Here is a 25,931-nt window from a genome sequence, read left to right as displayed (position 1 = left end):
GAGTTCGTGCGTGTGCAGCACGCCCAATTGTGCCTTTACCCGAAAGATGCTCGACCACCGGCTTTTCATGCGGGCGGCCAAAGCAGGCATAATACCGCGCCTTCTCCACTCAAGCGCAGTTTCACGGATTGCCGGACACCTCAGCGATGCCACCTCACGCTTCCTACAGTTCGCCTCGCCCCTCGGCTTGTCCGGGGTTGTGGCGTATCGTCAGCGCCCTGGATGGCGGCATTTGCCGGATCAAACTGCCAGGCGGGGTGTTGCTGGCCCAGCAGGCCGAGGCCGTCGCCAGCGCCGCCGAGCGCTTCGCAGGGGGGGTGATCGAGGCCACCAACCGGGGCAACCTGCAAATCCGTGGCGTCGGCCCTGATCACCAGGGCCTGGTGGCGGCGCTGCTTGCAGCTGGGTTGGGCCCGCGTGAAGCAGCCGGCGACGATGTTCGTAACCTGATGCTCAGCCCACTGGCCGGGCTTGACCCGGCGATGGTGCTGGACGTCAGGCCGCTGGGGGGGCAAATCCTTGACCTGCTCGAGGGCACGCCACGCTTTCACGCGTTATCGGCCAAGTTCGCCCTTCAGCTCGATGCCGGTGAACGCCTGGCCATGCTCGATCACCCGCACGACCTGTGGCTCTCGGTGCTTGAGCTTGAGCAGCAGCCCTGGCTCGCATTCGGCCTGGCCGGCAGCCTCGGGGAGAGTGACGTACTGGGTGCGGTGCCGTTCAGCCAGGGCTTGACCTTGGTACGCGCCGTGCTCGAACGTTTTCTGGACCTGGCCACCTCAACCCAGTCGCGCATGCGGCATGTGCTGCAGACCTGCACGGCTGCCGACTTCATCGGTGGGCTTGGCGTGGCGTTGCGCCAAGACCCCGCCGTGCTGGGCTGGCGCCGGCCGGTTCGCCCAGTAACGTGGCTTGGGGCACTGGCTCAGCGGCGTGGGGTTGCGCTTGGCGTGGCACCGCCACTGGGGCGGCTCACCCCGGCCATGCTGCGTGAGGCAGCGCGTGTCGCGCGTGAACAGGGCGACAGCAGCCTGCGGTTGACCCCCTGGCAGAGCCTGGTGCTCCCCAACCTGGCGCCCGGCGCCATCGATCAGGCGCAGCGCAGCCTGATGACGGTCGGGCTGCTCTGCCACGCGGCCGAGCCCTTGGCGCGCATCAGCGCCTGCACCGGCGCCAGCGGCTGTGCCAAGGCCTTGAGCGAGACGAAGGCCGACGCCGTGGCACTGGCCGCATTACTGGGGCCCGGAGCGCCTGCCAGCGTGCATCTTACTGGCTGCCCCCGGTCCTGTGCCCTGGCCCACACCGCCCCGGCCACACTGCTGGCCCGCGCGTCCGGGCGCTACGATCTTTACCAGCGTGACCCCCGCCTGCCGGGGTTCGGCGCCCTGCGCGCCACTGACATTACCTTGAATGAAGCAGGCGCCATGCTCGACCTGCCGACGGAGCACCTTGATGATTGACTACATCCGCGATGGTCAGGAGATCTATCGCAATTCCTTCCGGATCATTCGTGAGGAAGCCCGACTTGAGCGGATTCCCGCAGACCTCGAAAAGCTTGCGGTACGCGTGATCCATGCCTGCGGCATGGTCGATGCGATCGATGGCCTGCAATTCTCCGAGGGCGCCGGCCAGGCCGGCCGTCAGGCCCTGCTGCGTGGCGCGCCGATCCTGTGCGATGCGCACATGGTCGCCGAAGGCATCACCCGGGCACGACTGCCAGCGAACAACCCGGTCATCTGCACCTTGCGCGACCCGAGCGTACCGGACTTGGCCAAGGCTGCTGGCAATACACGCTCCGCCGTTGCCCTGGAGCTGTGGCGCCCCCACCTGGAAGGCAGCGTAGTGGTGATCGGCAACGCGCCGACGGCGTTGTTCTACCTGCTGGAAATGCTCGACGCCGGTGCGCCGCGCCCAGCTCTCATCCTGGGGTTCCCCGTCGGCTTCGTTGGCGCTGCCGAATCCAAGGCCATGCTGGCGGCCGATAGCCGTGGTGTGCCCTTCGTGATCATGCAGGGGCGGCTGGGCGGTAGCGCCATGGCCGCCGCGGCCGTGAACGCCCTGGCCACGGAGGTGGAATGATGGCCCCGCGCGGACGCCTGATCGGCCTTGGCGTAGGGCCGGGCGACCCTGAACTGATCACGCTCAAGGCCCTGCGCCTGCTGCGCGAGTCGCCGGTGGTCGGCTACTTTGTCGCCAAGGGCAAGCGCGGTAACGCATTCGGCATCATCGAAGCGCACCTGCAACCCGAGCAGACGCTACTACCGCTGGTCTATCCGGTGACCACCGAAGCCTTGCCCGCGCCTCTGTCCTACGAGCAGGTAATCAGCGACTTCTACGACGAAGCCAGTGTCCAGGTGGCCGAACACCTGGACGCAGGGCGTGACGTGGCGGTGATCTGCGAGGGTGACCCGTTCTTCTATGGCTCCTACATGTACCTGCACGACCGCCTGGCCCAGCGCTATGAAGCGCAGGTGATTCCTGGCGTGTGCTCCATGCTCGGTGGGGCCTCGGTGCTGGGTGCACCGCTGGTCTATCGCAACCAGAGCCTGTCGGTGCTCTCTGGCGTCTTGCCGGCTGAAGACCTCAAGCGCCGCCTGGCCGACGCCGATGCGGCCGTCATCATGAAACTGGGGCGCAATTTTCCCAAGGTGCGGCAGGTGCTCGGTGAGCTGGGCCTGCACGAGCGTGCGCTGTATGTGGAACGCGCCACCATGGCCAACCAGAAAATCGTACCGCTGGACCAGGTCGACCCGCAGTCCTCGCCTTACTTTTCGCTGATCATCGTGCCGGGGGAAAAATGGCAGGGCTGAACACGCAGGTGGCACCGGCCATCGTCATCCTGGGGCAAGGCAGTCTGACCACCGCCCGTTGCCTTCAGCAGGTCTACGCCCAAGCCACGATTTACGGCCTGCAAGGGCGCGTCCAGGGGGCGGACCAGGATTACAGCACTTTTGGCGATCTGCTGCGCAGCCTTTACCAGCGTGGTACGCCGATCATCGCTTTGTGCGCCGCGGGGATCGTGATCCGCAGCCTGGCCAGCCTGTTGGGCGAGAAAGGTAGCGAGCCGCCTGTGCTTGCCGTGGCAGAAGACGGCAGCGCCGTGGTTCCTCTGCTCGGTGGCCTCAGTGGTGTCAACCAGATGGCGCGCGACATCGCCGCTGCGCTGGGTGTTTCAGCGGCCATCACCACCAGCGGCGAGTTGCGCTTTGGTACGTGCCTGCTCAATCCGCCCCAGGGTTACGCCTTGGCGGATCTGGAACAAGGCAAGCGTTTCGTGTCCGACCTGCTGGCTGGAGAGCCGGTTCGCATCGAGGGTCAAGCACCGTGGCTGGCGCAGGCTCAGTTGCCTGCCAGTGATGCCGCGCAGCGCACCATCCATGTGGGCCATTTGGCGCGCCCCGCCAGCCGAGACGAGCTGTTGATCCATCCCCGCTCCGTCGTGGTCGGTCTCGCCAGCGGCGATCTGCAGACGATTCGTGACGCGCTGCAGCAGGCCGGTATCGCGCAGGCATCGCTGGCCTGCGTGCTGGCCGATGAGCGGGCCATGGCGGACCCCCGGTTGCATGCCGCCGCGCAGGCGCTGGGTGTCGAATTGCGCTTTGCGGCAAGGCCCGACGATGTGGCTGGCATGGTGGGCGCTGCACTGCCCGATGCGCGGTTGCAGTGCCAGGGTGAGGTAGTCATCGCCGTGGCACCTGCGCCGGTCGAGGTGACTCAGGTTGGCCGTCGCCGTGGACGGCTGGCCGTCATCGGTCTGGGACCCGGTGCAGCGGAGCTGATGGTGCCAGCGGTCGAGGCTGAGCTGGCACGGGCCGAGGATGTGCTCGGCTACGAAACCTACGTACGAATGGCAGGCCCATTCCGGGACGATCAGGTGCTGCACTGCACCGACAACCGTGAGGAGATGCAGCGCGCCCGCCACGCATTCGAACTGGCCGCGCGGGGCCGTTCGGTGGTGGTGGTGTCATCGGGCGATCCAGGTGTATTCGCCATGGCCGCTGCGGTCCTTGAGGCGTTGCACGAGTCCACGAATCCTGACTGGCACGCTGTCGATCTGGAGATACTGCCTGGCGTATCGGCCTCGTTGGCAACGGCTGCACAGGCTGGCGCGCCGCTGGGGCATGACTTCTGTGTCATGTCGCTGTCGGACAATCTCAAACCTTGGTCGATCATCGAAAAACGGCTGGACCTCGCTGCCCAGGCCGATCTGGTGCTGGCCTTCTACAACCCGATTTCCAAAGCACGTCCGCACCAACTGGGGACCGCGCTGGACGTCGTGCGCCGGCACCGTGGTGCTGATACACCTGTAGTCCTTGGCCGTGACATTGGTAGGCCGGGGCAGGCTTTGCGCGTCGTCTCTTTGGCCCAACTGGTGCCAGAAATGGTCGATATGCGCACCATGGTGCTGGTGGGCTCATCGACCACGTGCACCTTCGAGCGCCCCGATGGCGGGCAGTGGGTCTACACGCCGCGGTGGTATGGCGCCAAGCCCTGAAGCATGGCAGTTCGATCCGAGGGGGAAGCGTTTCGAGGCAGGATGAGTAGCGTCGAGCGGTTAGGTTCAAGGCCGAAACTACCTGGTTTCGACCGGACCCAACTGGAGCCTTAGACATGACCACCAACAAAGAAAACCTTGAACTGCAAGTCCTGCCTGACATGAACCTGTTCGTGTTCCCCGACACCATGAGCGAGGCCAACCGCAACGCGGCCAAGGCCTGTCACTCCCTTGCTACCCAGGGCGCCAACAGGCAGCACCACCCGATCCAGCAAACCCAGGCCTGGTTCAACCAGTACGTGTTCCTGATGTCGAAGATGGGTTGGACACCCACGCGCGTTGATGTTCAGCGTATTACCCAGAGCGACAGGCACCTGGAGATCAGCAACCTGATCGGTAAAGGGCTGCAAGCTGCCTATGGCGCCTTTACGGGCGACGTGGCATCGGCGCTGGAAGGCTTGGGCAAGACGGTCGTTTCCGCACTGGCTGCCAGCACCAAGAATGTCGAATTGCTGGATCGCAAGTCCGTTGAGGATGACCGCAACAGCCTGAGCCTGAACAAGTGTGAGCAGACCGGTGCTGGCCAGGTCGCCATGATGGTGAGCGCAGTCCAGACCGATGCCAAGCCTGACAAGAAAGCCAACTACCTGTTGGCCAAATGGGAGAGTAGCGGCACCACCAACTACGCCTGCGGTGCCGTTCTGAACCTCGACCAGCGCCAGTACGAGAAAGTGCGCGCCGTGGTTGAAACCAAGCTCGACGACAACGCCCTGGAAGTGTTGCTGGCCCTCGAAATCTAACCTGTCGGTGTGACTCACCGGGGCCTTGGCTTCGGTGAGCCTGGAGGGTGCATCAATGTCGAATAACTACAGCGTGTGGCGCAATGGCAACAGTCTGGTGCTCGTCGACAAGACCATCAGCGAGTCTTGCAGGCACGACATGCTCAATATCCAGTTGGCGGCCTACCTCGCCGCGTGCAATGGCGGTGACTCAGGGGCTGATGGTGACAGCTGGCTCAAGGAATACATACGTGTGCAGAGCAGTTTCGGCTGCACGCTTGCCACGCTGCGGTCGCAAACCATACCCATGGTGCCGGTTGCGGCGTTCAGGCCTTGGGACTTGCTTTGCGACAGTCTTCTCCAGGCTACGCCTCACCGCCTTCGCGAAGCTGTCGCGCAGTGTCTGGCAGCCTGCGCGAGCAGTGAAACACGTGATAACCGGATGGGGGAGCGCTGTGATCTTGGCGAACACCATGGCGACACTGGCCTGAACTACGCGCATGCCGAGGTTCGGCTGGTGCTGCCTGAGTATTCCATCATCAGCACTCAACTGAACCTGGGAAGTCGAGAGCCTCTTGATCCTGACTGGCTCTGGCAACCGTTCGACCCTCAGGCGGTGCAGGCGTGCTGGCAGTTCCAGGGGCAGTACTTGATCGATTCCAGGCGTATGAACCTCATCGGGCCGGGGCTGGCAAAAAAACTTCAAGGCAAGCTGGCCCATCATCGCAGCGAAATCAGCGCGCAGGAGCCGAACCATGACTAACACCGACGCATCATCTATCGCTGGCCAGCTGGTCCACAGCAGCGTGCTGGTTTTTCTGCCAGGCGTATGCCCGCAAGCACGTTCAGACATACTGTTGGCCAATGCCTTTGCGCAGCAGGTGGCATGGGGGGATTTGCAAGACGGTCTTGAACCTGACTGGTTCAGGAATTACTGGCGCAACCTCGCTGCCCTTGGCTTCGATGGCAAGCTGGCGCCAGTAGGGCGGCGGCCGGGGCCTGACCGCGGCAGCCTTGCTGCGCAGGCGGTCGAGCACATCAGTCAGGCGAGCTCTCCACGGCTGGCCGAAGCGGCCGACCAGGCGCTGGACGCCCTACGGCGTGATGACAGCGCGCTGAAACTGTTCAGCGCCCATTCGATCGTGGGCAATCAAGCGCGTGTCCAGTTGTTGCCCTGTGCTCAGCGGTCGAATGGTTTTATCGACATGGTGCTGCTGCACATGGATATCTCGATGAAGAAAAGCACCAGCGACTTCCTGTTCATGGGCGCAAGCGACGGGATCAGTGTGAGAGACCTGCGCCTGGAGGTGATCCATTTCAACCTGCAAGGGTTTCGTGAGGATTATCGGCGCAGGGCAGAGGCCAGCGTTGCGCGAACGGCCGAGCGTGTCATCAGGGATCTGGTGCTCTAGTTGCGCGGCTAACTGCCGTCAGGGCCCATGCCCTGATCAGCATTGGCCGGCTGTTGGCTGGCCCAGTGTTGGATCAACTCTCGCAGTTGGGACAATTCGACGGGCTTGGCCATATGGCCGTCCATGCCGGCTTGCTTGGCGCGGTCCTTGTGCTCGGCAAGGATATGCGCGGTCAGTGCAACGACGGGTGTGCGCACGCGCTGGTTGGCGGCTTCCCATTCGCGCAGGCGCCTGGTTGCCGAGAAACCATCCAGAACTGGCATTTCGCAATCCATGAGCACCAGGTCATAGCGCTTGGCTTTCATCGCTTCAAGGGCTTCTTCGCCGTTTGAGGCAGTATCGGGCTGCAGGCTGAGCTTGCCGAGCATGCCGCGGATGACCTTGGTCGAAATGGTGTTGTCCTCTGCGACCAGTACGCTGAAACCTGGGGGCAGGTCGAGGGCCTGGGGCTGGCCTGGTGCAGCAGCCGGCAGCGCCTGCTCGCGGCCGCGTTGAGCCAGTTCTTCGGCCAGCGTGGTCTTGAGCGTGTAGCCAGCGACCGGTTTGGCCAGTATCCGCTTGATCCCGGCATTGCGGGCGATGATCTTGCTGGGCGCGTTGCTGATACCGGTCAGCATGACCACCAGGATGTCGTGATTGAGGCTGGGGTCTTCCTTGATCTTGGCGGCCAGTTGCATGCCGGTCATGCCGGGCATGTTCTGGTCCAGGAGCACCGCGTCGAAGTAATCGCGAAGGTGAGCCTTGGTACGCAGCAGAGCCAGGGCTTCCTTGCCTGAAGGCACTGCGCTGACATTCATGCCCCAGGCGCTGCACTGTTGGACCAGTACCTTGCGGCACGTGTCGTTGTCGTCCACCACCAGTACCCGCGCATCGCGCAGCGGCCCGTCCAGGTCAGTCGGGGGTTGCTCGAGGCAGGCTGGGTCCAGGGGCAAGGTCAGCCACAAGGTATTGCCGGTGCCGGTGCTGCTCTTAATGCCAAACTCCCCATGCATCAGGCCAATCAGCTGCTTGGCGATTACAAGCCCCAGGTGGCCGCCCAGCCGATTACTGGACAGGAAGTGCCTGCTGTGCAGTTCCGCCTGCAGCAGCGCCTCGCGATCGGCTGCCGGCAAGGGGTCGCCGCTGTCCTGTACCGCGATGCGCAAGCGGGGCACCTCGCCGCGCTGGTCCAGTGCAACGACAAGCAGAATTTCCCCCTGGTCGGTGTTTTTCAGCGCGTTTTCCAGCAGGCTCGACAGCGCCTGGCGCAAGCGGGTGGGATCGCCGCTGACCACACGGGGCACCTGGGGCTGGGTGAAGCTGATCAGCTCGATGTTCTGCTGCTCGGCCTTGGCCCGAAAGATGTTCAAGCAGTCTTCGATTAGCGCGTTGAGGTCGAACTGGACATCGTCGAGTTCGATCTGACGGGATTCGAGCTTGGAGATATCGAGTATCTCGTTGATCAACGTGAGCAGCTCGTTGCCCGCGCTGTGAATGGTCTGAACGTAATCGCGCTGTTTGACGGACAACGGCGTGCCCAGCAGCAGTTCGGTCATGCCCAGCACGCCGTTCATGGGGGTACGTATTTCGTGGCTGATCTTGGCCAGAAATTCGGCCTTGGCGTTGATTTCGGCGTCACTGGCTGCCAAGGCGCGGCTGACACTGAAGCGCTCCTCATTGATGCGTCGCAGCCGGTCGCTGACCGCCAGGTTCAATAGCAGCCCGCTCGCCACTGCCAGCCCCAACAGAATGCACAGCAACCAAGGCGTGGGGGTGCGTGTAAGTCCAAGCAGGGCAGGCAGCAGCACCAGCCCGCCAACGTTGAAGATGATCATCGCCAGACCGAACAAACGGGCGGGTGCGTAACCGCGGTACCAATGGTAGCTGCTGACCACCAGCATCGTGACACTGCCCAGTGCCATCAAGGCATAGGTCATGAGATTGAGCGGCAAGGTGTCGATGAACAGCAGCACGATCCCGCTCACGCCCACCAGCAGCATCTCGCCGCTCAACAGCCGGTTAAGGCGCGGCGAGTTGCGCGGTGCGAAGAAGTGCTGGGTGAAGTACAGCCCTGCCAGCCCCGCCAGGACCAGCGTAAGGTACGCCGCTGGTGTCTGGGCGCTGTACCACACATGCCACCATGGGCCGCTGAGGTTCAGCAGGATCAAGCCGCTGAGCAACATCAAGCCATGGTAGAACGCCAGGATCAGGGCAGTGCTCGAGCGGCTGTAGATGAAGCGAATCAGGTTATGCAGGATCAGCATCACCAGGCCACCGAACAGCATGCCGAACAGCAACGGCTGGGTCTGATTGGCGGCGGCGCGCGCAGCGGGCTCAAGGCTGATGGCCGGGCGCAGCTGGTGTTCCGATACCAGGCGCAGGTAGATATCCAGGCTTTGCGTGCTGTTGGGCAACGGCAGCAAGTGGTCGCTGCCGCGCAATGTGGGGTTGGCACTGCCGGTGTGGCGGCCGTGATGCAGGTGGCGTATCAGCTTGTCGCCTTGCAGGGCGTATAGGTCCAGACCAGAAAGATCAGGCGCGAAGACGCGCAGCAGTTGTTCCTGCTCACCGGGCTCTAGTCGGTAATGCAGCCACAGGGCCTGGTCGGGGGGCGCCGCATCGAGTTCTGCCAGCTCCAGCGGGCTGAACTGGTTGCGATAACGGTCCGAGCGCACGTCGCTCAGTTGCAGGTTGCCCTGTTCGTCGAGCAGCAGGGCCCATCCACTGTCATGCTCCGCCATCGCGGGGAACATGCAGATCAGGGTCAGCAAGCTGACGATCAACGCTGAGGCAATCCGGAGCCGGCGCACTACGAAATCCCTTCTTGGCCCATGTGCGGGGTGCTAACTATGCGCGGCGTTTCGAGTTGAAGGCAAGGCCCGCGGGCACGCCAACGAGCCGGTTGCCGTGCGCCCGGCTGCACAGGTCCGGGCGCCTCGACAGTGCAGCGATAAAGCGGTTATTGCTCGCCACGTTCCCGGGCAATGGCCCGGTAGCCGATGTCGGTCCGGTAGAAGCTGCCGTCCCAGGTGATCTGCTCGGCCAGGCGATACGCTTGCTGCTGAGCGGATTCGACGGTCTCACCCATGGCCGTGGCGCACAGCACGCGCCCCCCAGCGGTAACCACGTCACCGTCCTTCAAGGCAGTGCCCGCATGGAATACCTTGCCTTCGATTTTTGCGGCCGCCTCCAGGCCTGAAATGGCTGCGCCCTTGGCGTAGTCACCAGGGTAGCCGCCTGCGGCCAGCACCACACCCAGACTAGGGCGTGGGTCCCACTGCGCCTCGACCTTGTCCAGGGCCTTGGCAAAAGCTGCTTCGATGAGCAGCACCAGGCTCGACTCCAGGCGCAGCATGATCGGCTGGGTTTCCGGGTCGCCGAAGCGGCAGTTGAATTCGATGACCTTGGGGTTGCCCGCCTTGTCGATCATCAGGCCTGCATACAGGAAGCCGGTGTAGACATTGCCTTCTTCAGCCATGCCGCGCACGGTCGGCCAGATCACCTGATCCATGACCCGCTGGTGCACCTGGTCAGTGACTACAGGGGCAGGGGAGTAGGCACCCATGCCGCCCGTGTTCGGGCCGCTGTCCTGGTTGCCGACGCGCTTGTGGTCCTGGCTGGTGGCCATGGGCAGCACGTTGTGGCCGTCGACCATGACGATGAAGCTGGCTTCTTCGCCATCGAGAAATTCCTCGATGACCACGCGCGAACCCGCTTGACCAAAGGCATTGCCCGCGAGCATGTCTCGCACGGCCGCTTCGGCTTCTGCCAAGGTCATGGCGACGATCACGCCCTTGCCAGCGGCCAGGCCATCGGCCTTGATCACGATCGGCGCGCCTTTTTCCTGCAGGTACGCCAGGGCCGGTTCGATCTCGGTGAAGTTCTGGTAGTCGGCCGTCGGGATCTTGTGGCGGGCCAGGAAGTCCTTGGTGAACGCCTTGGAACCTTCCAGTTGCGCAGCGCCCTGGGTAGGGCCGAAGCAGTCCAGGCCACGGCTGCGGAACAGGTCGACCACACCGATGACCAGTGGCGCTTCCGGGCCGACGATGGTCAGGTCGACGTTCTTCTCGGCAAAGTCAGCCAGTTGCTCCAGGGCGCAAACGTCGATGGCGACGTTCTCGCACTTGGCCTCGATGGCGGTGCCAGCGTTGCCTGGAGCCACGAAGACTTTTTCGACGCGTGGGTCCTGGGCGACTTTCCATGCCAGGGCGTGCTCACGGCCGCCGCTGCCGATGATCAAAACTTTCATGTCAAAACCTCTAGATCTGTCGAGCGAGAAGCTGTGCCCCTCGCTGTGCCAGGTCGCACCGCAGCAGTTGCCTGCCTGGGTGCGGCCGATTGCCCTGAATCAGTGGCGGAAGTGGCGCATGCCGGTGAACACCATGGCGATGCCGGCTTCGTCAGCGGCAGCGATCACCTCGGCGTCACGCATCGAGCCGCCGGGCTGAATGACCGCGCTGATGCCGACCTTGGCCGCATTGTCGATGCCATCGCGGAATGGGAAGAACGCGTCCGAGGCCATGACGGCACCCTGCACCTGCAAGCCAGCATGCTCGGCCTTGATGGCGGCGATACGGGCGGAGTTGACGCGGCTCATCTGGCCCGCGCCCACACCGATGGTCTGGCGCTGCTTGGCATAGACGATGGCATTGGATTTGACGAACTTGGCCACTTTCCAGGCGAACACCAGGTCGTGGATCTCTTGCTCGGTGGGTGCACGCTGGGTGACGATCTTCAGGTCATCGGCGGTGATCATGCCGATGTCACGGCTCTGGACCAGCAGCCCGCCGTTGACTCGCTTGAAGTCCCAGCCGGCAGCCCGCTCCGCTGGCCACTCGCCGCATTCGAGCAGGCGCACGTTCTGCTTGGCTGCAACCACCTCGCGCGCAGCCTGGGAGATCGTCGGTGCGATGATCACCTCGACGAACTGGCGCTCGACGATGGCTTTGGCGGTTTCGCCGTCCAACTCGCGGTTAAAGGCAATAATGCCGCCGAAGGCCGATTCGGTGTCGGTGGCGTAGGCCAGATCGTACGCTTTGCGGATACCACCTTCGTCTTCAGGCACCACGGCCACGCCACACGGGTTGGCATGCTTGACGATGACGCAGGCTGGCTTGACGAAGCTCTTGACGCACTCGAGCGCAGCGTCGGTGTCGGCCACGTTGTTGAAGGACAGCTCTTTGCCTTGCAGCTGCACGGCAGTGGAAATGCTGGCTTCGCCTTTCTTGGCTTCCACGTAGAACGCCGCGCGCTGGTGCGGGTTCTCGCCGTAGCGCATTTCCTGGGCCTTGACGAACTGGGTGTTGAAGGTGCGCGGGAAATCGCCGCGTGCTTCGGTGCTCAGGGTTTCCCTGGCCTGGTCCACGGTGCCCATGTAGTTGGCGATCATGCCGTCGTAGGCGGCGGTGTGTTCGAAGGCCTTGAGCATGAGGTCGAAGCGCTGGGCGTAGGTCAGACCGCCGGCCTTCAGGCCCTCGACGATGCTGGCGTAGTCACTGGCGTTGACCACGATGGCCACGTCCTTGTGGTTCTTGGCAGCCGAGCGGACCATGGTCGGGCCGCCGATGTCGATGTTCTCGATGGCGGTCGGCAGGTCGCAGCCAGGCTTGGAAATGGTGGCTTCGAAGGGGTACAGGTTGACCGCCACCAGGTCGATGGGCTTGATCCCGTGCTCGTTCATGATCGCGTCGTCGGTACCGCGACGACCGAGGATGCCGCCATGGATCATCGGGTGCAGGGTCTTGACCCGGCCATCCATCATTTCGGCGAAGCCGGTGTAGTCGGCCACTTCCACCGCGTTGACACCGTTGTCCTTGAGCAGCTTGTAGGTGCCGCCGGTGGACAGTATCTCGACCCCGAGCAGTTGCAGCTCACGGGCAAATTCGAGGATACCGGTCTTGTCGGAGACGCTGATCAGGGCGCGGCGGACTGGCAGGCGGGTAGTCTGGTCGGTCATTTCGGGTTCCAATAACGCGGTGGAGTCAGCAAAAAAGGCGTCTGTGTTGAGACAGGCGCCTTTTTCGATCGGGATTCTGGCTTACAGCAAGTCGTATTGCTTGAGCTTCTTGCGCAGCGTGCCTCGGTTCAACCCGAGCATCTCGCTGGCTTTGGTCTGGTTGCCCTTCACATAGCTCATCACGCTTTCAAGCAGCGGCGCCTCGACTTCGGAGAGCACCAGGTTGTACACGTCCGTGACGGTCGCGCCTTCGAGGTGGGCGAAGTAGTTGTGCAGCGCCTTCTCGACGCTGTCGCGAAGGGTCTGGCCCTCTTCGCTTGGCGTGTTCAGGTGCTGTTTCAGGTTGGCGTTGTCGCTCACGGGCGTTGTTCCACTCACAAATGTTTCGGTCATCATCGTCATGCGGCCACCCCTTGTCCGTCCTGTGTCTCAAGGCTCTGTCGACGTTCACTGAAAAACGCGCGAACGTTGGCGCACTGCGCTTGTGTGTCTTCCAAAGCGTTGAACCGGGAGCGAAACTCCTTGCCGCCGGGTCGTGTCGCCAGGTACCAGCCCACGTGCTTGCGGGCGATTCGCACGCCCATTACATCGCCGTAGAAGGCGTGCAGGGCGGCCAGGTGCTCTAGCAGGATGCGTTCCACCTCGTCCAGCTGCGGCGCTGGCAAATGCTCGCCAGTGCGCAGGTAATGCTCGATCTCGCGAAAGATCCAGGGCCGCCCTTGAGCGGCCCGGCCGATCAGCAGGCCATCCACGCCCGTGGCGTCGAGTACTGCCTTGGCCTTTTCCGGCGAGGTGATGTCGCCGTTGGCGAAGACCGGGATGGACACCGCTTGCTTGATAGCGGCGATGGTGTCGTATTCGGCTTCACCGGTGTACAGGTCGGCGCGTGTGCGGCCATGCACCGCAAGCGCCTGGATGCCAGCCTGTTCGGCGATCTTCGCCACGTTCAGGCCATTCTTGTTGGCCCGGTCCCAGCCGGTGCGGATTTTCAGCGTCACCGGAACGTCCACGGCGCCCACGACGGCGTGCAGAATTTCGCTGACCAAGGCTTCATCTCTCAATAAAGCAGAGCCTGCCGCCTTGTTGCAGACTTTTTTTGCCGGGCAGCCCATGTTGATATCTATGATCTGGGCGCCCGCGGCGACATTGGCCTGTGCAGCCGCCGCCATCATCTGTGCATCGCCCCCGGCGATCTGGACCGAGCGGGGCTCGGGATCGCCTTCATGGATGCGGCGCAGGCTCGACTTGCGGCTGTTCCACAGGGACAGGTCGCTGGAGACCATTTCCGACACCACCATGCCTGCGCCCATGCGCTGGCAAAGTGTTCGGAACGGCTGGTCCGTGACCCCAGCCATGGGTGCGAGGATCAGGTTATTGCGCAGTGTATAAGGGCCGATGCGTACCGCCGACATAGGTGTTCCCTGTTGTGGGGCCGAATCTTGAGGTTCGAAAAAGGGTTGGCATGATACCCGCTCTGGATGACCGGATAAAGATGGATTTGGATAAAATCTGAACAACTGCGGGTTGCCGCCCCTGCACCCTGGGCTCCGGGTCGTCAGACCCGGACAAGCGGCATCATGGCCGGCGTGGCGGCAGCGTACCGGGGAGGCCGCCTGGGTTTATTCCGGCGAGCGGAAGCTCAGGCTGTAGTTCACCGCTCGCTGACCTGGGTCGAGAATATCCAGTGCGATGTGGATCGGGGTCTGGCTGGGCATTTCGCCGCGTCCGGCCAGCTCCCCGGACAGGTATTCGGCCGGTTTGAAGCGGCGACTGGCGATCAGCTGGCCGTTGAGGTCCGAGAAGCGCAGTTCGAGCAGTGGAAACGGTTGGGCGAAAGGGGCGCGGTTATAGATGATGGCGTCCACGATCAGCGCCCCTTTGAAGTCCGGGTGGCTGCGCACCACCAGGTTGCTGCTCTTGATCCGGTTCACATCGACGCGAGAGGGGACCTGGCAGCCAACGACCGGGCACACCTGCTCGAACAGTGGGCGATACTGGTCCTGTCGGGACAGCTCGTCGAAATGGAACCACACATACTGCAAGGCTAGCGTGGCGGCAGCGATCAGCGTCAAGCCACCCCATAACAAACGCTTGCCCCAGGCCGGGGCCGGTTTCTCCCAGCCCAGTTGCAGCGGGTCGTCCACCACATCCACCAGGGGTTCCTTGCGCCTTGGGCGTTCGACCTTGTCAGTGACTTCAGGCTCCAGACGCCCCATGGGCAACGGCGCCTCGTCGTGTTCATCGTCGGCGCGCAGGCTAGTTGCCAAAGGTTCGTCGTCGTGCGCGGTGAGGCCGGCAATCGACACATCGTCATCGTCATCGGGGCGCAGCGGCGCTCCCAGTTTCGGCTCATCTTCACTCGTAACGATGCTGCCCAGCGGCGGCTCACCTTCTGCATCGGTGTCCAGGTCAGCGGTGAAGGTCGGCTCGGTACGCGCCTCGCGCCGTGAATCTGCCTGGGGGGCGGGCTTGAGCACGGGGGCGGCATCAGCCTGTTCCGGTTCAAACGGCTCGCCGGCTGCAGTGCCGAAGACCTCGTCCAGGCGTTCCTCTGTGTCCTCCTCGTGACGCCGTGCCTGCAGCACGGGCGTCTGCTCGGCCTTACCCACCTGTACAGGCGTGTGGCGGCGTTCCAGGCGCTCCAGTTCCTTGTCCAGATCGAGTTCGTCCAAGGCCTGGGCGGTCTGGGCCCAGGCCTCGTCGTCCGGCGCTATGGGGTGCCCTTGCGCGGGGGTGGGCGCGGCAGGTGACGGCGCTGCCTCGGTTGCCGGCAGCGGGTTCGCCTGAGGGGGGGCGCTGCGGTTCTGTGCCAGCAGCTGCTTGGCGGCATTGAACACTTGCAGGCACTGGCCGCAACGCACCACGCCACGGGCCACGCTCAACTGGTGGTGGGTAACACGAAAGCTGGTCTGGCAATGCGGGCACTGGGTGACGAAACTGTCGGTCATGCGGCGATCCGGAGGCTGTGCTGAGGGCTATTCTAGGTTCGACTAGCGGCGGCGACCACTGATTCGCACCCAGCCATCGCGAACGACGATGGGGTCCAGGTCGAAATCGGCAGCGTAGGCGGCAGCCACTTCTTCACCTTGTTCGGCGAGGATGCCCGACAGCGCCAGCAGGCCGCCCGGGCGAACCAGGCCGCTGAGTTGCGGTGCCAGCGACACCAATGGCCCGGCCAGGATGTTGGCCACCAGCACGTCGGCCTGCATGGCAGGCATGTGCTCGGGCAGGTAGAGCGCGAACAGCTCGTCGGCAATGCCGTTGCGCTGGGCATTGTCGCGAGAGGCCTCGATGGCCTGCACATCGATGTCCGTGCCTACCGCTTCGCGCGCGCCCAGCAGCAGTGCAGCGATGGCCAGAATGCCCGAGCCACAGCCGAAGTCCAGGACCTGGGTGCCTTGCAGTTGCTGACCGTCGAGCCATTCAAGGCACAGCGCTGTGGTGGGGTGCGTGCCCGTGCCGAACGCCAGGCCAGGATCGAGCAACAGGTTCACGGCCTCCTTTTCCGGGGCATCGTGCCAGCTGGGCACGATCCACAGCCGGCGGCCGAAGCGCATCGGCTGGAAATTGTCCATCCAGCTGCGTTCCCAGTCCTGGTCTTCGATCACTTCGGCCTGGTGCTGGGGCAGCTCGACCCCCGTCAGCAGGCGCAGGTGCGCGAATACCTGCTCGGGGTTGGTGTCGGCCTCGAACAGGGCCAGCAGATGGGTGTGCGACCACAGCGGCGTGGTATTGAGGTCTGGCTCGAAGATGGGTTGATCTTCGGCGTCCATGAAGGTGACCGACACCGCGCCGACTTCCAGCAGCGCGTCTTCGTAGGTTTCGGCTTGTTCCGGGCTGATGGCCAGACGTACTTGCAGCCAGGGCATGGCGTGTACCTTTGATAGATCCAGAAGGGCAGCCCAAGGCTGCGCGGGAGCCTGGCAGTTTACGCGAGTGCGTGGGGTTTGTAGAGACGCCTACGCCTGCCAGGTGCCGGTGCCTAGACAAAGCACAGGGACAGGGATTCGGCCCGGTAGGCGGGCTTGTCCTCGTCTTTTATCTCCAGTGTGGCGATGGCCTTGAGCAACCATTGGCCGGGGCGCTTTTGCTGCACATCGGCCAGCTCCACATGCAGGCGCACCTGGCTGTCGACCTTCACCGGCTGGATGAAGCGCACGCTGTCCAGGCCGTAGTTGACGACCATTTTCAACCCCTGTGGCAAGACCAGGATGTCTTCGATCAGCGCAGGTATCAGGGACAGGGTCAGAAACCCATGGGCGATGGTGCAGCCGAACACGGTCTGCGCCGCTCGCTGCGGGTCGACGTGGATGAACTGATGATCGCCAGTCGCCTCGGCGAAACGGTCGATACGCTGCTGGTCGATGGTCAGCCAGGCCGAGTGGCCGAGAGACTTGCCGACGTATTGAGTAAGCGCGGTGACCGGCACTAGCGGCATGGTGATCCTCCTGGGTATGAAATGGTACGTACGTGCAAGATCAACACGCCTGGCCTGGCCGGTCAAGTTGCGCTCGGCGCTGGCAGCGTGCCCATGCTTATAATGAGCCGCACGCCTTGAGGAGAACGTTATGCTGTTGCGGGGTTTGACCTGGCTGGTGCTGTTCCAGCTGCTGGGGACGGCAGTCAATCATCTATTGGTTCCCGTCTTGCCGGGGCCGATCATCGGCCTGTTGCTACTGCTGGGCTTTCTGATGGTGCGCGGCGAGGTGGGGGCCCCCCTCAACGAAGCTGCCGGCAGCCTGCTGCGCTACTTGCCGCTGCTGTTGGTGCCTCCTGCCGTGGGGGTGATGGTGTATGCCCGCGACATCGCCGCCGACTTCTGGGCCATTGTCGGTGCGCTGCTGATTTCCTGCCTGCTGACGCTGGTGGTGGTGGGCGTGCTGATGCAGAAACTCATTCATCGTCAGGCCCGGCGCGAGGACCAGCCATGATGCTCGACTGGCAAGGCGCAGTGAGTGCAGTGGTCCACCACCCGTTGTTCGGCATTGGCGTGACCTTGGGGGCCTACCAGCTGGTGCTGGCCGGGTATGAGAAGACCCGTTGGATCTTCCTGCAGCCGGTGCTGGTGTCGATGGCGCTGGTCATCGGCGTACTGCTGCTGTGCGGCATCGACTACGCCGAATACCGCAAGAGCACCGAAATCATGAACATCCTGCTGGGCCCTGCCACCGTGGCCTTGGCGGTGCCGCTGTTCTTGAACCTGCGGCGCATTCGTCAGTTGTTCTGGCCGACCTTGACTACGCTGGTACTCGGAGGCCTGTTCGCCACGGTGTGTTGCCTGTTGCTGGGGTGGTGGTTTGGCGCCGAGCACATGATCCTGATGACCATGGCGCCCAAGTCCGTCACCTCGCCCATCGCGATGCTGGTAGCCGAGCAGATCGGTGGGGTGGCGGCGCTAGCTGCGGTCTTCGTGCTGATTACCGGGGTAATCGGGGCCATTTTCGGGCCTGCCTTGTTGAGCCGCTGCGGTGTGCTCAGCCCCGAAGCGCGGGGCATGTCCCTGGGCATCACGGCCCACGCGGTCGGCACCTCGGTGGCCTTGCAGGAAAGTGACGAATGCGGCGCCTTCGCCGCGCTGGCGATGAGCCTGATGGGCGTGGCAACGGCAGTGTTCCTGCCGCTGGCCGTCAGCCTGGTGGCTTGAGGAGTGATGATGATGCTACCGCTGTTTCCCCTCGACACCGTGCTGTTTCCAGGGTGTTTTCTCGACCTGCAGATTTTCGAAGCCCGCTACCTGGACATGATCGGGCGTTGCATGAAACAAGGCGAAGGCTTTGGTGTGGTCTGCATCGTGGAGGGCGAGCAGGTCGGCAAGGCGCCGCCCGTGGTGGCGTCCATTGGCTGCGAAGCCGTGATCCGCGATTTCGTCCAGCAGGAAAACGGCCTGTTGGGCATTCGCGTCGAAGGCGTGCGGCGTTTCGATCTGCAGGCCACCGAAGTGCTCAAGGATCAGCTGCTGGTGGGGCAGGTGCAGTGGCTGCCTGATCTTGAAGACAGCCCCTTGCAGGAAGCGGACGACGACTTGCTGGCGCTGCTGCTGGCCTTGGGCGAACACCCGATGGTCGAGGCGCTCGACATGCCCCGGCCCGTGGACGGGCGTCAGGCGCTGGCCAACCAACTGGCCTACCTGCTGCCCTTCACCGAGCAAGACAAGCTGGACTTGCTGGCCCAGGACTCGCCCGAGCAGCGGCTGGGCGAGATCCACAGGTTGCTCGAGCGCATCCAGGGTGAGCTGTTTGCCTAAATAGCGCCGGGCGTCAGTACTGGTACCTGAGCAGCGCGTGGGGCAGGGCGTGGGTGGCAAAGAAGGCCAGCAAGGCGATGCAGGCCGGCAACACCAGCCACCAGACTTTCAGGGGCAGGGCCGGCAGGGTCTGCCGGTACTGGGACAACGTCAGGCTGATCGCGCAGACGCAGCAGGCCAGCAGGGCACCGGCCAGGATGTCGGTGGGCCAGTGTGCACCCAGGTACACCCGCGACAGGGCGATGGCCAATGCCGGAATGCAGCCCAGCATGATCCAGGTCAGGCGCATGCGCGGTGGCTGGCCGCGGCCGGCGAGCACCGCCAGTACCAGAAAGAACGCAAACGACGCCGAGCTGTGGCCGCTGGGCATGCTGTAGCTGGTCAGCGGGTCGGTCAGCACTTCCGGGCGGGCCCGGGCGAACAGCCACTTGAGCGTGCCGTTGGCGATGGCGGTGCCCATCAGCGCCCCAGCGGCGAAGAAAGCGTGCCGCCACTGACGTACCACCAGCAGCAAGCCTGTCAGCAGCCCGCCCAGAAAGAATTGCGTGCGAAAATCCCCAAGCCGCGTCACCACCACCACGGCGCCGTCGATGGCCTGGCTGCGATGCTCCTGGACCAGGGTCATCACCCCGTCGTCGAAGGCGTGCAGGTAGGGCCAACCGAGAAATACCCCGGCCAAGGCCAGCAGGCACAGGGCACCAATTAGCCGTGTGCCGTGCCGGCGGTCGCGGATGCTGGTGCTCAGGCTAAGGCCGATGATCACCGCCAGCGTGCCAAAAATGATGCCGGCCTGGGGCCAGAAGCCTTCGGGCAGGGGCAGGCGCATGGCAGCGCCGGTGGCCCAGCCGGGCAGCAGGTAGGCGATCGACCACCCGGCAGCTGCCACCAGGCTAACGGCGACGAAGCGCAGCAGGGGCATGTCGAACATGCCTGCGACCATTGGCAGCATGGGCCGCAATGGGCCGATGAAACGGCCTACGAGCAGGCTGGCGATGCCATAGCGCTTGAAGTAGGTTTCGGCGCTGCCGATCCATTCCGGGTGGTGTCGCAACACCGGCAGGCGGCGAATGTTCTGGTGGAAATGCTTGCCGATCATGTAGGACAGCGCGTCACCCAGTAACCCACCCAAAAAGCCCAGCAGCAAGGTCTCGCCAAGGCCCAGCACGCCGCTGCCTGCCAGCACGGCTACCGCGAACAGCAGCACCGTGCCGGGGACGATGATGCCGGCGATGGCCAGGCATTCGATGCACGCGACCAGGAAGATCGCGACGCCCAGCCACTGTGGGTTGGCGCCCAGCCAACCGGTCAGGCCGTCGAGCCATTGTTCCATGGTTCAGTTCTCTTGTTCGATGATGGAGAAGTCACGGCCTTCGACCTGGCCGCGCCGCAATGGGTTGCGCGTGCAGAACCGGGCGTACGCGGCATCGACGAAGCGGTACGGCAGGTGCTCGTCACGCCCGTGGGGAATGCCCAGGCGCGCTGCCTGGATCACCCGGGGCACCGGGTTGGCGCAGTCGTCCACATACAGCCGCTGCGGGTCGAAGCGCTGCGCATCCCACTGTGGCACCTTGAGGCCCAGCGCCCGGCACAACAGCGTCTGCCCTGCGCACAGGCGCTCGACGGGGCGCAGGTTGCCGCTGGCGTCGGGGTTGTTCAGGTGCATCTGCGCCAGGCTGTCGGGCCCGGACAAGGCATCCTGCCACGGGTAGGCAGACTTGATGAGCACCGCATTGCCGGGGCCCTGGGCGCTGAAGTTCAGGGAGTCCCCGCCGCGGGCGTAGTACATATAGATGTGCCCACCATCGAGAAACAGCGCCTTGCGCTTTTCGGTATAGCCCAACGACGCATGGCTACCCTTGTCGGTGAGGTAATAGGCCTCGGTCTCGATGATGCGGGCGGCAAGCCACAGGTTGCCCTGGCGGTGGCGGATGACCTTGCCCAGCAGGGCTTTGGCCAAGGTCTGGGCGTCGCGGTCGAAAAAGCTGTCTGGCAGTGCTGGCATGCAAGGGCTTCGCAGGCTAAAGGCATGAGGGTAACAAGCGCTACCTTAACCGAATCTGAAACCTGCGAATATGCGACGGCGCACGTCAGCGATTTCCACAGAGTCCTGCGTTCTTATGGATAAGCCCGGTTACATCTTTCCTACGGATTACCCACAGCTTTTTTTACCATCCGCCACCCACCGCTGGGCGTACACCTGCGCGACAGTTATAATCAGCCGTTTCCCCACCGCCAAGACACCGAGCCCATGACTGAGTCCGTTCTTGACTACATGACCCGCCTGGGTCGCGCAGCCCGTGAAGCGTCCCGGGTAATCGGCCGTGCCAGTACCGCGCAGAAGAACCGTGCGCTGCACGCTGCCGCCGACGCGCTGGATGCAGGGCGTGACGCGCTGATCGCAGCCAACGAGCAGGACTTGGCCCACGGCCGTGCCACCGGGCTGGAAGCCGCGTTGCTCGACCGCCTGGCCCTGACCCCGGCGCGCATCGATGGCATGATCACCGGCCTGCGCCAGGTGGCCAGCCTGCCTGATCCGGTCGGCGCCATTCGCGACATGAGCTACCGCCCATCGGGTATCCAGGTCGGCAAGATGCGCACGCCGCTGGGCGTCATCGGCATCATTTACGAATCACGCCCGAACGTCACCATCGACGCGGCCAGCCTGTGCCTGAAGTCAGGCAATGCCACCATCCTGCGCGGTGGCTCCGAAGCCATCCACTCCAATCGCGCCATTGCCGCCTGCATCCAGCGCGGCCTGGCGGCGGCAGGCCTGCCCGCGGCCGTGGTCCAGGTGGTGGAAACCACCGACCGCGAGGCGGTGGGCGCGCTGATCAGCATGCCCGAGTTCGTCGATGTCATCGTGCCGCGCGGCGGCCGGGGCCTGATCGAGCGCATCAGCCGCGACGCCCGGGTACCGGTCATCAAGCACCTCGACGGTATCTGCCATGTCTATGTCAGTCAGCATGCCGACCTGGACAAGGCCTGGCGCGTGGCGTTCAACGCCAAGACCTACCGTTACGGCATCTGCGGGGCAATGGAAACACTGCTGGTGGACCAGCAGGTCGCCGAGCGCTTCCTGCCCGAGATGGCGCGCCGCTTCCAGGAAAAGGGCGTTGAGTTGCGCGGTTGCGAACGTACCTGTGCGCTGATCGACGCGCACGCGGCCAGCGAAGATGACTGGCACACCGAGTACCTCGATGCAGTACTGTCCATCCGTGTGGTGCAAGGCCTGGATCAGGCCATCGAGCACATCAACCACTATGGCTCGCACCATACCGACTCGATCATCACCGAGCATCAGGGGCAGGCGCGCCAGTTCATGGCGGAAGTCGACTCGGCCTCCGTCATGCTCAACACCCCGACGTGCTTCGCCGACGGCTTCGAATATGGCCTGGGTGCCGAGATCGGCATTTCCACCGACAAGCTTCACGCCCGTGGCCCGGTCGGCCTCGAAGGCCTGACGTGCGAGAAATACGTGGTGATCGGCGACGGTCAACTGCGCGGCCAGGAGTCCTGCTGAGTTGAATCAGGCCCAGGCAGTGCGCCGCGTCGGCATTCTTGGCGGCACCTTCGACCCGGTTCACATCGGTCATCTGCGCAGTGCGCTGGAAGTCGCCGAGTTCATGGCCCTGGACGAGCTGCGCCTGCTGCCCAATGCTCGCCCGCCGCACCGAGACACGCCGCAAGTGGCCGCGCATGATCGTCTGGCCATGGTGCGGGGCGCCGTCGCGGGCGTTGCAGGCCTGAGCGTGGACGCACGTGAACTGGCACGGGACAAACCGTCGTACACCATCGATACGCTGGAGTCGATCCGTGCCGAGCTTGCCGCTGACGACCAGCTGTTCCTGGTGCTGGGCTGGGACGCCTTTTGCGGACTGCCGGGTTGGCACCGCTGGGAAGAACTGCTGCAACACTGCCACATCCTGGTGCTGCAACGCCCGGATGCGGACGTAGACCCCCCCGACGAACTGCGCAACCTGCTGGCTGCCCGTTCGCAGAGCGATCCCACCGCCATGTCCGGCCCGGCGGGAAACATTTCGTTCGTCTGGCAGACACCGCTTGCGGTGTCGGCTACACAGATCCGACAGCTGCTGGCCAGCGGCAGGTCGGTGAGGTTCCTGGTGCCGGACGCCGTACTGGCCTACATCGAGGCGCACGAACTGTATCGTGCACTCAACTGACGGTGCCCCTGGCACCTCATCCTACGAGTTGAACGAGTTTTATATGACCAAGCAGAAAATTTACGGCGACGAACTGGTCGCAGTGACCAAGGCAGCGCTGGAAGACGTCAAGGCCCAGGATATCCAGGTCATCGACGTGCGTGACAAGCACAGCCTGACCGACTACATGATCATCGCCACCGGTACCTCCAACCGTCAGATCAACGCCATGGCCGAGAAGGTCCGCGAGGCGGTCAAGGCCAAGGGCGCGCAGCCGCTGGGTGAGGAAGGCAAGGGCGACAGCGATTGGGTGCTGCTGGACCTCAACGATGTCATCGTGCACATGATGACCGCGGCTGCACGCCAGTTCTACGACCTCGAACGCTTGTGGCAGGGTGCCGAGCAGAGCCGCGCCGCCGATGGCAAGCACCACAGCCCGGACCATGTCCACGAGTACTCCGACAAGCTCAAAGATCGCGAATAAGGAAAGCGCCGTGCGTCTGCGCCTGATCGCGGTCGGCTCGCGCATGCCGAAGTGGGTCGAGGAGGGCTGGCATGAGTATGTCAAGCGCCTGCCGGCCGAACTTTCGCTCGAGCTGGTGGAAATACCGCTGAACACACGCGGCAAGAATGCCGACGTCGCCCGCCTGATTCGCCAGGAGGGCGACGCCATGCTCAGCAAGGTGCAACCCGGCGAGCGCGTCGTGACCCTTGAGGTTCATGGCAAGCCGTGGAGCACCGAGCAGCTGGCTGGTGAGCTGGACCGCTGGCGCCTGGATGCGCGCACGGTGAATTTGATGGTGGGTGGGCCCGAAGGGCTTGCGCCGCAAGTGTGCGCCCGCGCCGATCAGCGCTGGTCCCTGTCGCCGCTGACCTTGCCGCACCCGCTGGTCAGGATACTCATCGGCGAGCAGGTCTACCGGGCCTGGACGGTGTTGTCCGGCCATCCCTACCACAAATGAGCCTGTAAGCAGCCCGATGTCGCAGCCGATCCGCCTCAAGGACCACGAAAAAGACGCCCGTCTGGTGCGCAACCGCGTCGTGGTCGGCGCCGTGGCGGTCATGTTGCTCATCTGCGTGCTGATTGCGCGGCTGTACTACCTGCAGATCATCCAGTACGACTACCACTCCACGCTGTCGGAGAACAACCGGGTGCACGTGCAGCCGATCCCGCCGACACGCGGGCTGATCTTCGACCGCAACGGGGTAGTGATCGCCGACAACCGGCCCAGCTTCAGCCTGTCCATGACCCGGGAGCGTGCTGGAGACTGGCAGCAGGTACTGGACAGCATCGTCGAGATACTGGAACTCACCCCAGACGACCGCGCATTGTTCGAAAAGCGCATGCGCCAGGGGCGCAGGCCGTTCGAGCCGGTACCTATCTTGTTCGAACTCAACGAAGAACAGATCGCCCGTGTGGCGGTGAACCAGTTCCGCTTGCCAGGGGTGGAAGTGGTCGCCCAGCTGGTACGTCACTACCCACAGGGGGCGCATTTCGCGCATTCTGTGGGCTACGTCGGGCGTATCAACGAGAAAGAGCTCAAAACCCTGGACCCTGTGAACTACAGCGGCACGCACCACATCGGCAAGACCGGCATCGAGCGGTTCTACGAGGCCACGCTGCACGGCCAGGTCGGCTACGAAGAAGTCGAGACCAACGCCCGCGGCCGTGTGCTCAGGGTGCTCAAGCGTACCGATCCCAAGCCTGGCAAGGACATCGTGCTGAGCCTGGACATCAAGTTGCAGGAAGCGGCCGAGGCCGCCCTGGCCGGGCGCCGTGGCGCGGTGGTTGCACTCGACCCCCGCACCGGTGAAGTGCTCGCCATGGTGAGCCAGCCCAGCTTCGACCCCAACCTGTTCGTCACTGGCATCAGCTTCAAGGCCTATGCCGAACTGCGTGATTCGATCGACAGGCCGCTGTTCAACCGCATCCTGCGCGGCCTCTACCCGCCCGGCTCGACGATCAAGCCCGCCGTGGCGATCGCCGGCCTGGACAGCGGCGCGGTGACTCCGAGCAGCCGGGTGTTCGACCCTGGGTACTACCAGTTACCCAACTACGATCACAAATACCGTAACTGGAACCGCTCGGGTGACGGCTGGGTGGACCTGGATACCGCCATCATGCGCTCCAACGACACCTACTTCTACGACCTGGCCCACAAGATGGGCATCGACCGGTTGTCCAGCTATATGAACAAGTTCGGCATCGGCCAGCGGGTATCGCTGGACATGTTCGAAGAGTCCGCAGGGTTGATGCCGTCGCGGGAATGGAAGCGGGCCACGCGCCGGCAGGCCTGGTTCCCGGGAGAGACCTTGATCCTGGGTATCGGCCAGGGCTACATGCAGGCCACGCCCCTGCAGCTTGCGCAAGCGACGGCGCTGATTGCCAACAAGGGTGTGTGGAACCGGCCGCACCTGGCCAAGACCATCGAAGGGGAACCGCCGGTGGATGAAAACCCGATGCCGGACATCGTGCTGCGCGACAAGGCCGATTGGGCGCGCGTGACCCATGGCATGGAGCAGGTGATGCACGGCGCGCGCGGTACTGCCCGCAAAGCCGCCATCGGCGCCCAATACCGCATTGCCGGCAAAAGTGGTACCGCCCAGGTGGTGGCCATCAAGCAGGGCGAGAAGTACGACCGCAACAAACTTCAGGAGCGTCACCGCGATCATGCCTTGTTCGTGGCCTTCGCTCCGGCAGACGACCCCAAGATCGTGGTGTCGGTCATGGTCGAGAACGGTGAGTCGGGTTCTGGGGTGGCTGCGCCAGTGGTGCGCCAGATCATGGATGCCTGGCTGCTGGACGAAAACGGCCGGCTCAAACCTGAGCTTGCGCCGGCTACCGCTACTCAGGAGTCGCCGCTGTGATGAACAATTTCGATCGCATGCTCTCCAGCGAGGATGTG

The 25,931-nt window shown here is 63.8% G+C and carries 25 protein-coding genes; 15 read left to right on the top strand and 10 right to left on the bottom strand.

What is annotated here, in order from left to right:
• Positions 1-146 precede the first annotated feature (146 nt).
• The 7 genes from cobG to FS767_RS16710 all read left to right on the top strand — a co-directional run bounded on the left by cobG (position 147) and on the right by FS767_RS16710 (position 6,686).
• Positions 147-1,460 carry a precorrin-3B synthase gene (gene cobG, locus FS767_RS16740; RefSeq protein WP_144966953.1) on the top strand — a complete coding sequence of 438 codons (1,314 nt, stop codon included), beginning with the start codon at positions 147-149 and terminating at the stop codon, positions 1,458-1,460.
• The gene (locus FS767_RS16735) at positions 1,453-2,079 is read left to right on the top strand and encodes a precorrin-8X methylmutase (protein WP_027915280.1); all 627 of its coding nucleotides are present in this window, start codon (positions 1,453-1,455) and stop codon (positions 2,077-2,079) included. Before cobG ends, FS767_RS16735 begins: the two co-directional genes overlap by 8 nt.
• Positions 2,079-2,810, top strand: a complete 732-nt coding sequence (locus FS767_RS16730; protein ID WP_058603631.1) for a precorrin-2 C(20)-methyltransferase — start codon at positions 2,079-2,081, stop codon at positions 2,808-2,810. The genes FS767_RS16735 and FS767_RS16730 overlap by 1 nt, the downstream gene beginning before the upstream one ends.
• Positions 2,798-4,495: a precorrin-3B C(17)-methyltransferase gene (gene cobJ / locus FS767_RS16725; protein WP_144966952.1), complete on the top strand. Its 1,698-nt coding sequence runs from the start codon at positions 2,798-2,800 to the stop codon at positions 4,493-4,495. The genes FS767_RS16730 and cobJ overlap by 13 nt, the downstream gene beginning before the upstream one ends.
• A 116-nt stretch (positions 4,496-4,611) precedes the next feature.
• Positions 4,612-5,295, top strand: coding sequence for a hypothetical protein (locus FS767_RS16720; RefSeq protein WP_144966951.1), 684 nt, complete (start codon positions 4,612-4,614; stop codon positions 5,293-5,295).
• Between the two features lie 55 nt (positions 5,296-5,350).
• Positions 5,351-6,037, top strand: a complete 687-nt coding sequence (locus FS767_RS16715; protein ID WP_144966950.1) for a hypothetical protein — start codon at positions 5,351-5,353, stop codon at positions 6,035-6,037.
• A complete protein-coding gene (locus FS767_RS16710) occupies positions 6,030-6,686 on the top strand; it encodes a hypothetical protein (protein ID WP_144966949.1) in 657 nt (218 codons plus the stop codon). The genes FS767_RS16715 and FS767_RS16710 overlap by 8 nt, the downstream gene beginning before the upstream one ends.
• Before the next feature lie 8 nt (positions 6,687-6,694).
• On the opposite strand, the gene FS767_RS16705 is transcribed toward FS767_RS16710, so the two are convergent.
• The 8 genes from FS767_RS16705 to FS767_RS16670 form a co-directional block, all read right to left on the bottom strand.
• Positions 6,695-9,475 (bottom strand): hybrid sensor histidine kinase/response regulator, encoded by a 2,781-nt coding sequence (locus tag FS767_RS16705; RefSeq protein WP_144966948.1) that lies wholly within the window; start codon positions 9,473-9,475, stop codon positions 6,695-6,697.
• Between the two features lie 149 nt (positions 9,476-9,624).
• Positions 9,625-10,914 (bottom strand): phosphoribosylamine--glycine ligase, encoded by a 1,290-nt coding sequence (purD, locus tag FS767_RS16700; RefSeq protein WP_144966947.1) that lies wholly within the window; start codon positions 10,912-10,914, stop codon positions 9,625-9,627.
• 99 nt (positions 10,915-11,013) lie between these two features.
• Entirely contained in the window at positions 11,014-12,621 is a 1,608-nt protein-coding gene (gene purH, locus FS767_RS16695; protein ID WP_144966946.1) for a bifunctional phosphoribosylaminoimidazolecarboxamide formyltransferase/IMP cyclohydrolase, read from the bottom strand.
• An 81-nt stretch (positions 12,622-12,702) separates the two neighbouring features.
• Positions 12,703-13,023, bottom strand: a complete 321-nt coding sequence (gene fis, locus FS767_RS16690; RefSeq protein ID WP_023534526.1) for a DNA-binding transcriptional regulator Fis — start codon at positions 13,021-13,023, stop codon at positions 12,703-12,705.
• Positions 13,020-14,033: a tRNA dihydrouridine synthase DusB gene (gene dusB / locus FS767_RS16685; RefSeq protein WP_144966945.1), complete on the bottom strand. Its 1,014-nt coding sequence runs from the start codon at positions 14,031-14,033 to the stop codon at positions 13,020-13,022. Before dusB ends, fis begins: the two co-directional genes overlap by 4 nt.
• Before the next feature lie 207 nt (positions 14,034-14,240).
• Positions 14,241-15,569, bottom strand: a complete 1,329-nt coding sequence (locus FS767_RS16680) for a DUF3426 domain-containing protein (protein ID WP_144966944.1) — start codon at positions 15,567-15,569, stop codon at positions 14,241-14,243.
• 42 nt (positions 15,570-15,611) lie between these two features.
• The gene (gene prmA / locus FS767_RS16675; protein ID WP_058603525.1) at positions 15,612-16,490 is read right to left on the bottom strand and encodes a 50S ribosomal protein L11 methyltransferase; all 879 of its coding nucleotides are present in this window, start codon (positions 16,488-16,490) and stop codon (positions 15,612-15,614) included.
• A 113-nt stretch (positions 16,491-16,603) separates the two neighbouring features.
• Positions 16,604-17,059: a MaoC family dehydratase gene (locus tag FS767_RS16670; RefSeq protein WP_144966943.1), complete on the bottom strand. Its 456-nt coding sequence runs from the start codon at positions 17,057-17,059 to the stop codon at positions 16,604-16,606.
• Between the two features lie 130 nt (positions 17,060-17,189).
• Here FS767_RS16670 and FS767_RS16665 point away from each other — a divergent pair, with 130 nt between their 5' ends.
• Genes FS767_RS16665 through FS767_RS16655 form a run of 3 tightly spaced genes read left to right on the top strand, consistent with a single transcriptional unit; the run spans position 17,190 to position 18,865 of the window.
• On the top strand, positions 17,190-17,552 hold the full coding sequence (locus tag FS767_RS16665) for a CidA/LrgA family protein (protein ID WP_023534554.1): 363 nt from the start codon (positions 17,190-17,192) through the stop codon (positions 17,550-17,552).
• The gene (locus tag FS767_RS16660) at positions 17,549-18,265 is read left to right on the top strand and encodes an LrgB family protein (RefSeq protein WP_144966942.1); all 717 of its coding nucleotides are present in this window, start codon (positions 17,549-17,551) and stop codon (positions 18,263-18,265) included. Before FS767_RS16665 ends, FS767_RS16660 begins: the two co-directional genes overlap by 4 nt.
• Before the next feature lie 9 nt (positions 18,266-18,274).
• Positions 18,275-18,865 (top strand): LON peptidase substrate-binding domain-containing protein, encoded by a 591-nt coding sequence (locus FS767_RS16655; RefSeq protein WP_058603632.1) that lies wholly within the window; start codon positions 18,275-18,277, stop codon positions 18,863-18,865.
• A 13-nt stretch (positions 18,866-18,878) separates the two neighbouring features.
• Here FS767_RS16655 and FS767_RS16650 read toward each other — a convergent pair whose 3' ends face one another.
• Both FS767_RS16650 and FS767_RS16645 read right to left on the bottom strand, forming a co-directional pair.
• On the bottom strand, positions 18,879-20,195 hold the full coding sequence (locus FS767_RS16650) for a bifunctional DedA family/phosphatase PAP2 family protein (RefSeq protein WP_100850729.1): 1,317 nt from the start codon (positions 20,193-20,195) through the stop codon (positions 18,879-18,881).
• A gap of 3 nt (positions 20,196-20,198) precedes the next feature.
• A complete protein-coding gene (locus FS767_RS16645; protein ID WP_144966941.1) occupies positions 20,199-20,867 on the bottom strand; it encodes a DNA-3-methyladenine glycosylase in 669 nt (222 codons plus the stop codon).
• A 246-nt stretch (positions 20,868-21,113) separates the two neighbouring features.
• On the opposite strand from FS767_RS16645, the gene FS767_RS16640 reads away from it, so the two are divergent.
• Genes FS767_RS16640 through mrdA form a run of 5 tightly spaced genes read left to right on the top strand, consistent with a single transcriptional unit; the run spans position 21,114 to position 25,893 of the window.
• On the top strand, positions 21,114-22,385 hold the full coding sequence (locus FS767_RS16640; protein WP_144966940.1) for a glutamate-5-semialdehyde dehydrogenase: 1,272 nt from the start codon (positions 21,114-21,116) through the stop codon (positions 22,383-22,385).
• Position 22,386: 1 nt separating this feature from the next.
• The gene (gene nadD / locus FS767_RS16635; protein ID WP_144966939.1) at positions 22,387-23,046 is read left to right on the top strand and encodes a nicotinate-nucleotide adenylyltransferase; all 660 of its coding nucleotides are present in this window, start codon (positions 22,387-22,389) and stop codon (positions 23,044-23,046) included.
• 43 nt (positions 23,047-23,089) lie between these two features.
• Positions 23,090-23,509 carry a ribosome silencing factor gene (rsfS, locus tag FS767_RS16630; protein ID WP_144966938.1) on the top strand — a complete coding sequence of 140 codons (420 nt, stop codon included), beginning with the start codon at positions 23,090-23,092 and terminating at the stop codon, positions 23,507-23,509.
• A gap of 10 nt (positions 23,510-23,519) precedes the next feature.
• Positions 23,520-23,987 carry a 23S rRNA (pseudouridine(1915)-N(3))-methyltransferase RlmH gene (rlmH, locus tag FS767_RS16625; RefSeq protein WP_023534514.1) on the top strand — a complete coding sequence of 156 codons (468 nt, stop codon included), beginning with the start codon at positions 23,520-23,522 and terminating at the stop codon, positions 23,985-23,987.
• A gap of 16 nt (positions 23,988-24,003) precedes the next feature.
• A complete protein-coding gene (gene mrdA, locus FS767_RS16620) occupies positions 24,004-25,893 on the top strand; it encodes a penicillin-binding protein 2 (RefSeq protein WP_058603532.1) in 1,890 nt (629 codons plus the stop codon).
• Positions 25,894-25,931: the final 38 nt, after the last annotated feature.

This window comes from Pseudomonas sp. DE0010, assembly GCF_007680745.1.
GTDB lineage: Bacteria > Pseudomonadota > Gammaproteobacteria > Pseudomonadales > Pseudomonadaceae > Aquipseudomonas > Aquipseudomonas parafulva_B.
This window is presented reverse-complemented; position numbering and strand designations above follow the sequence as displayed.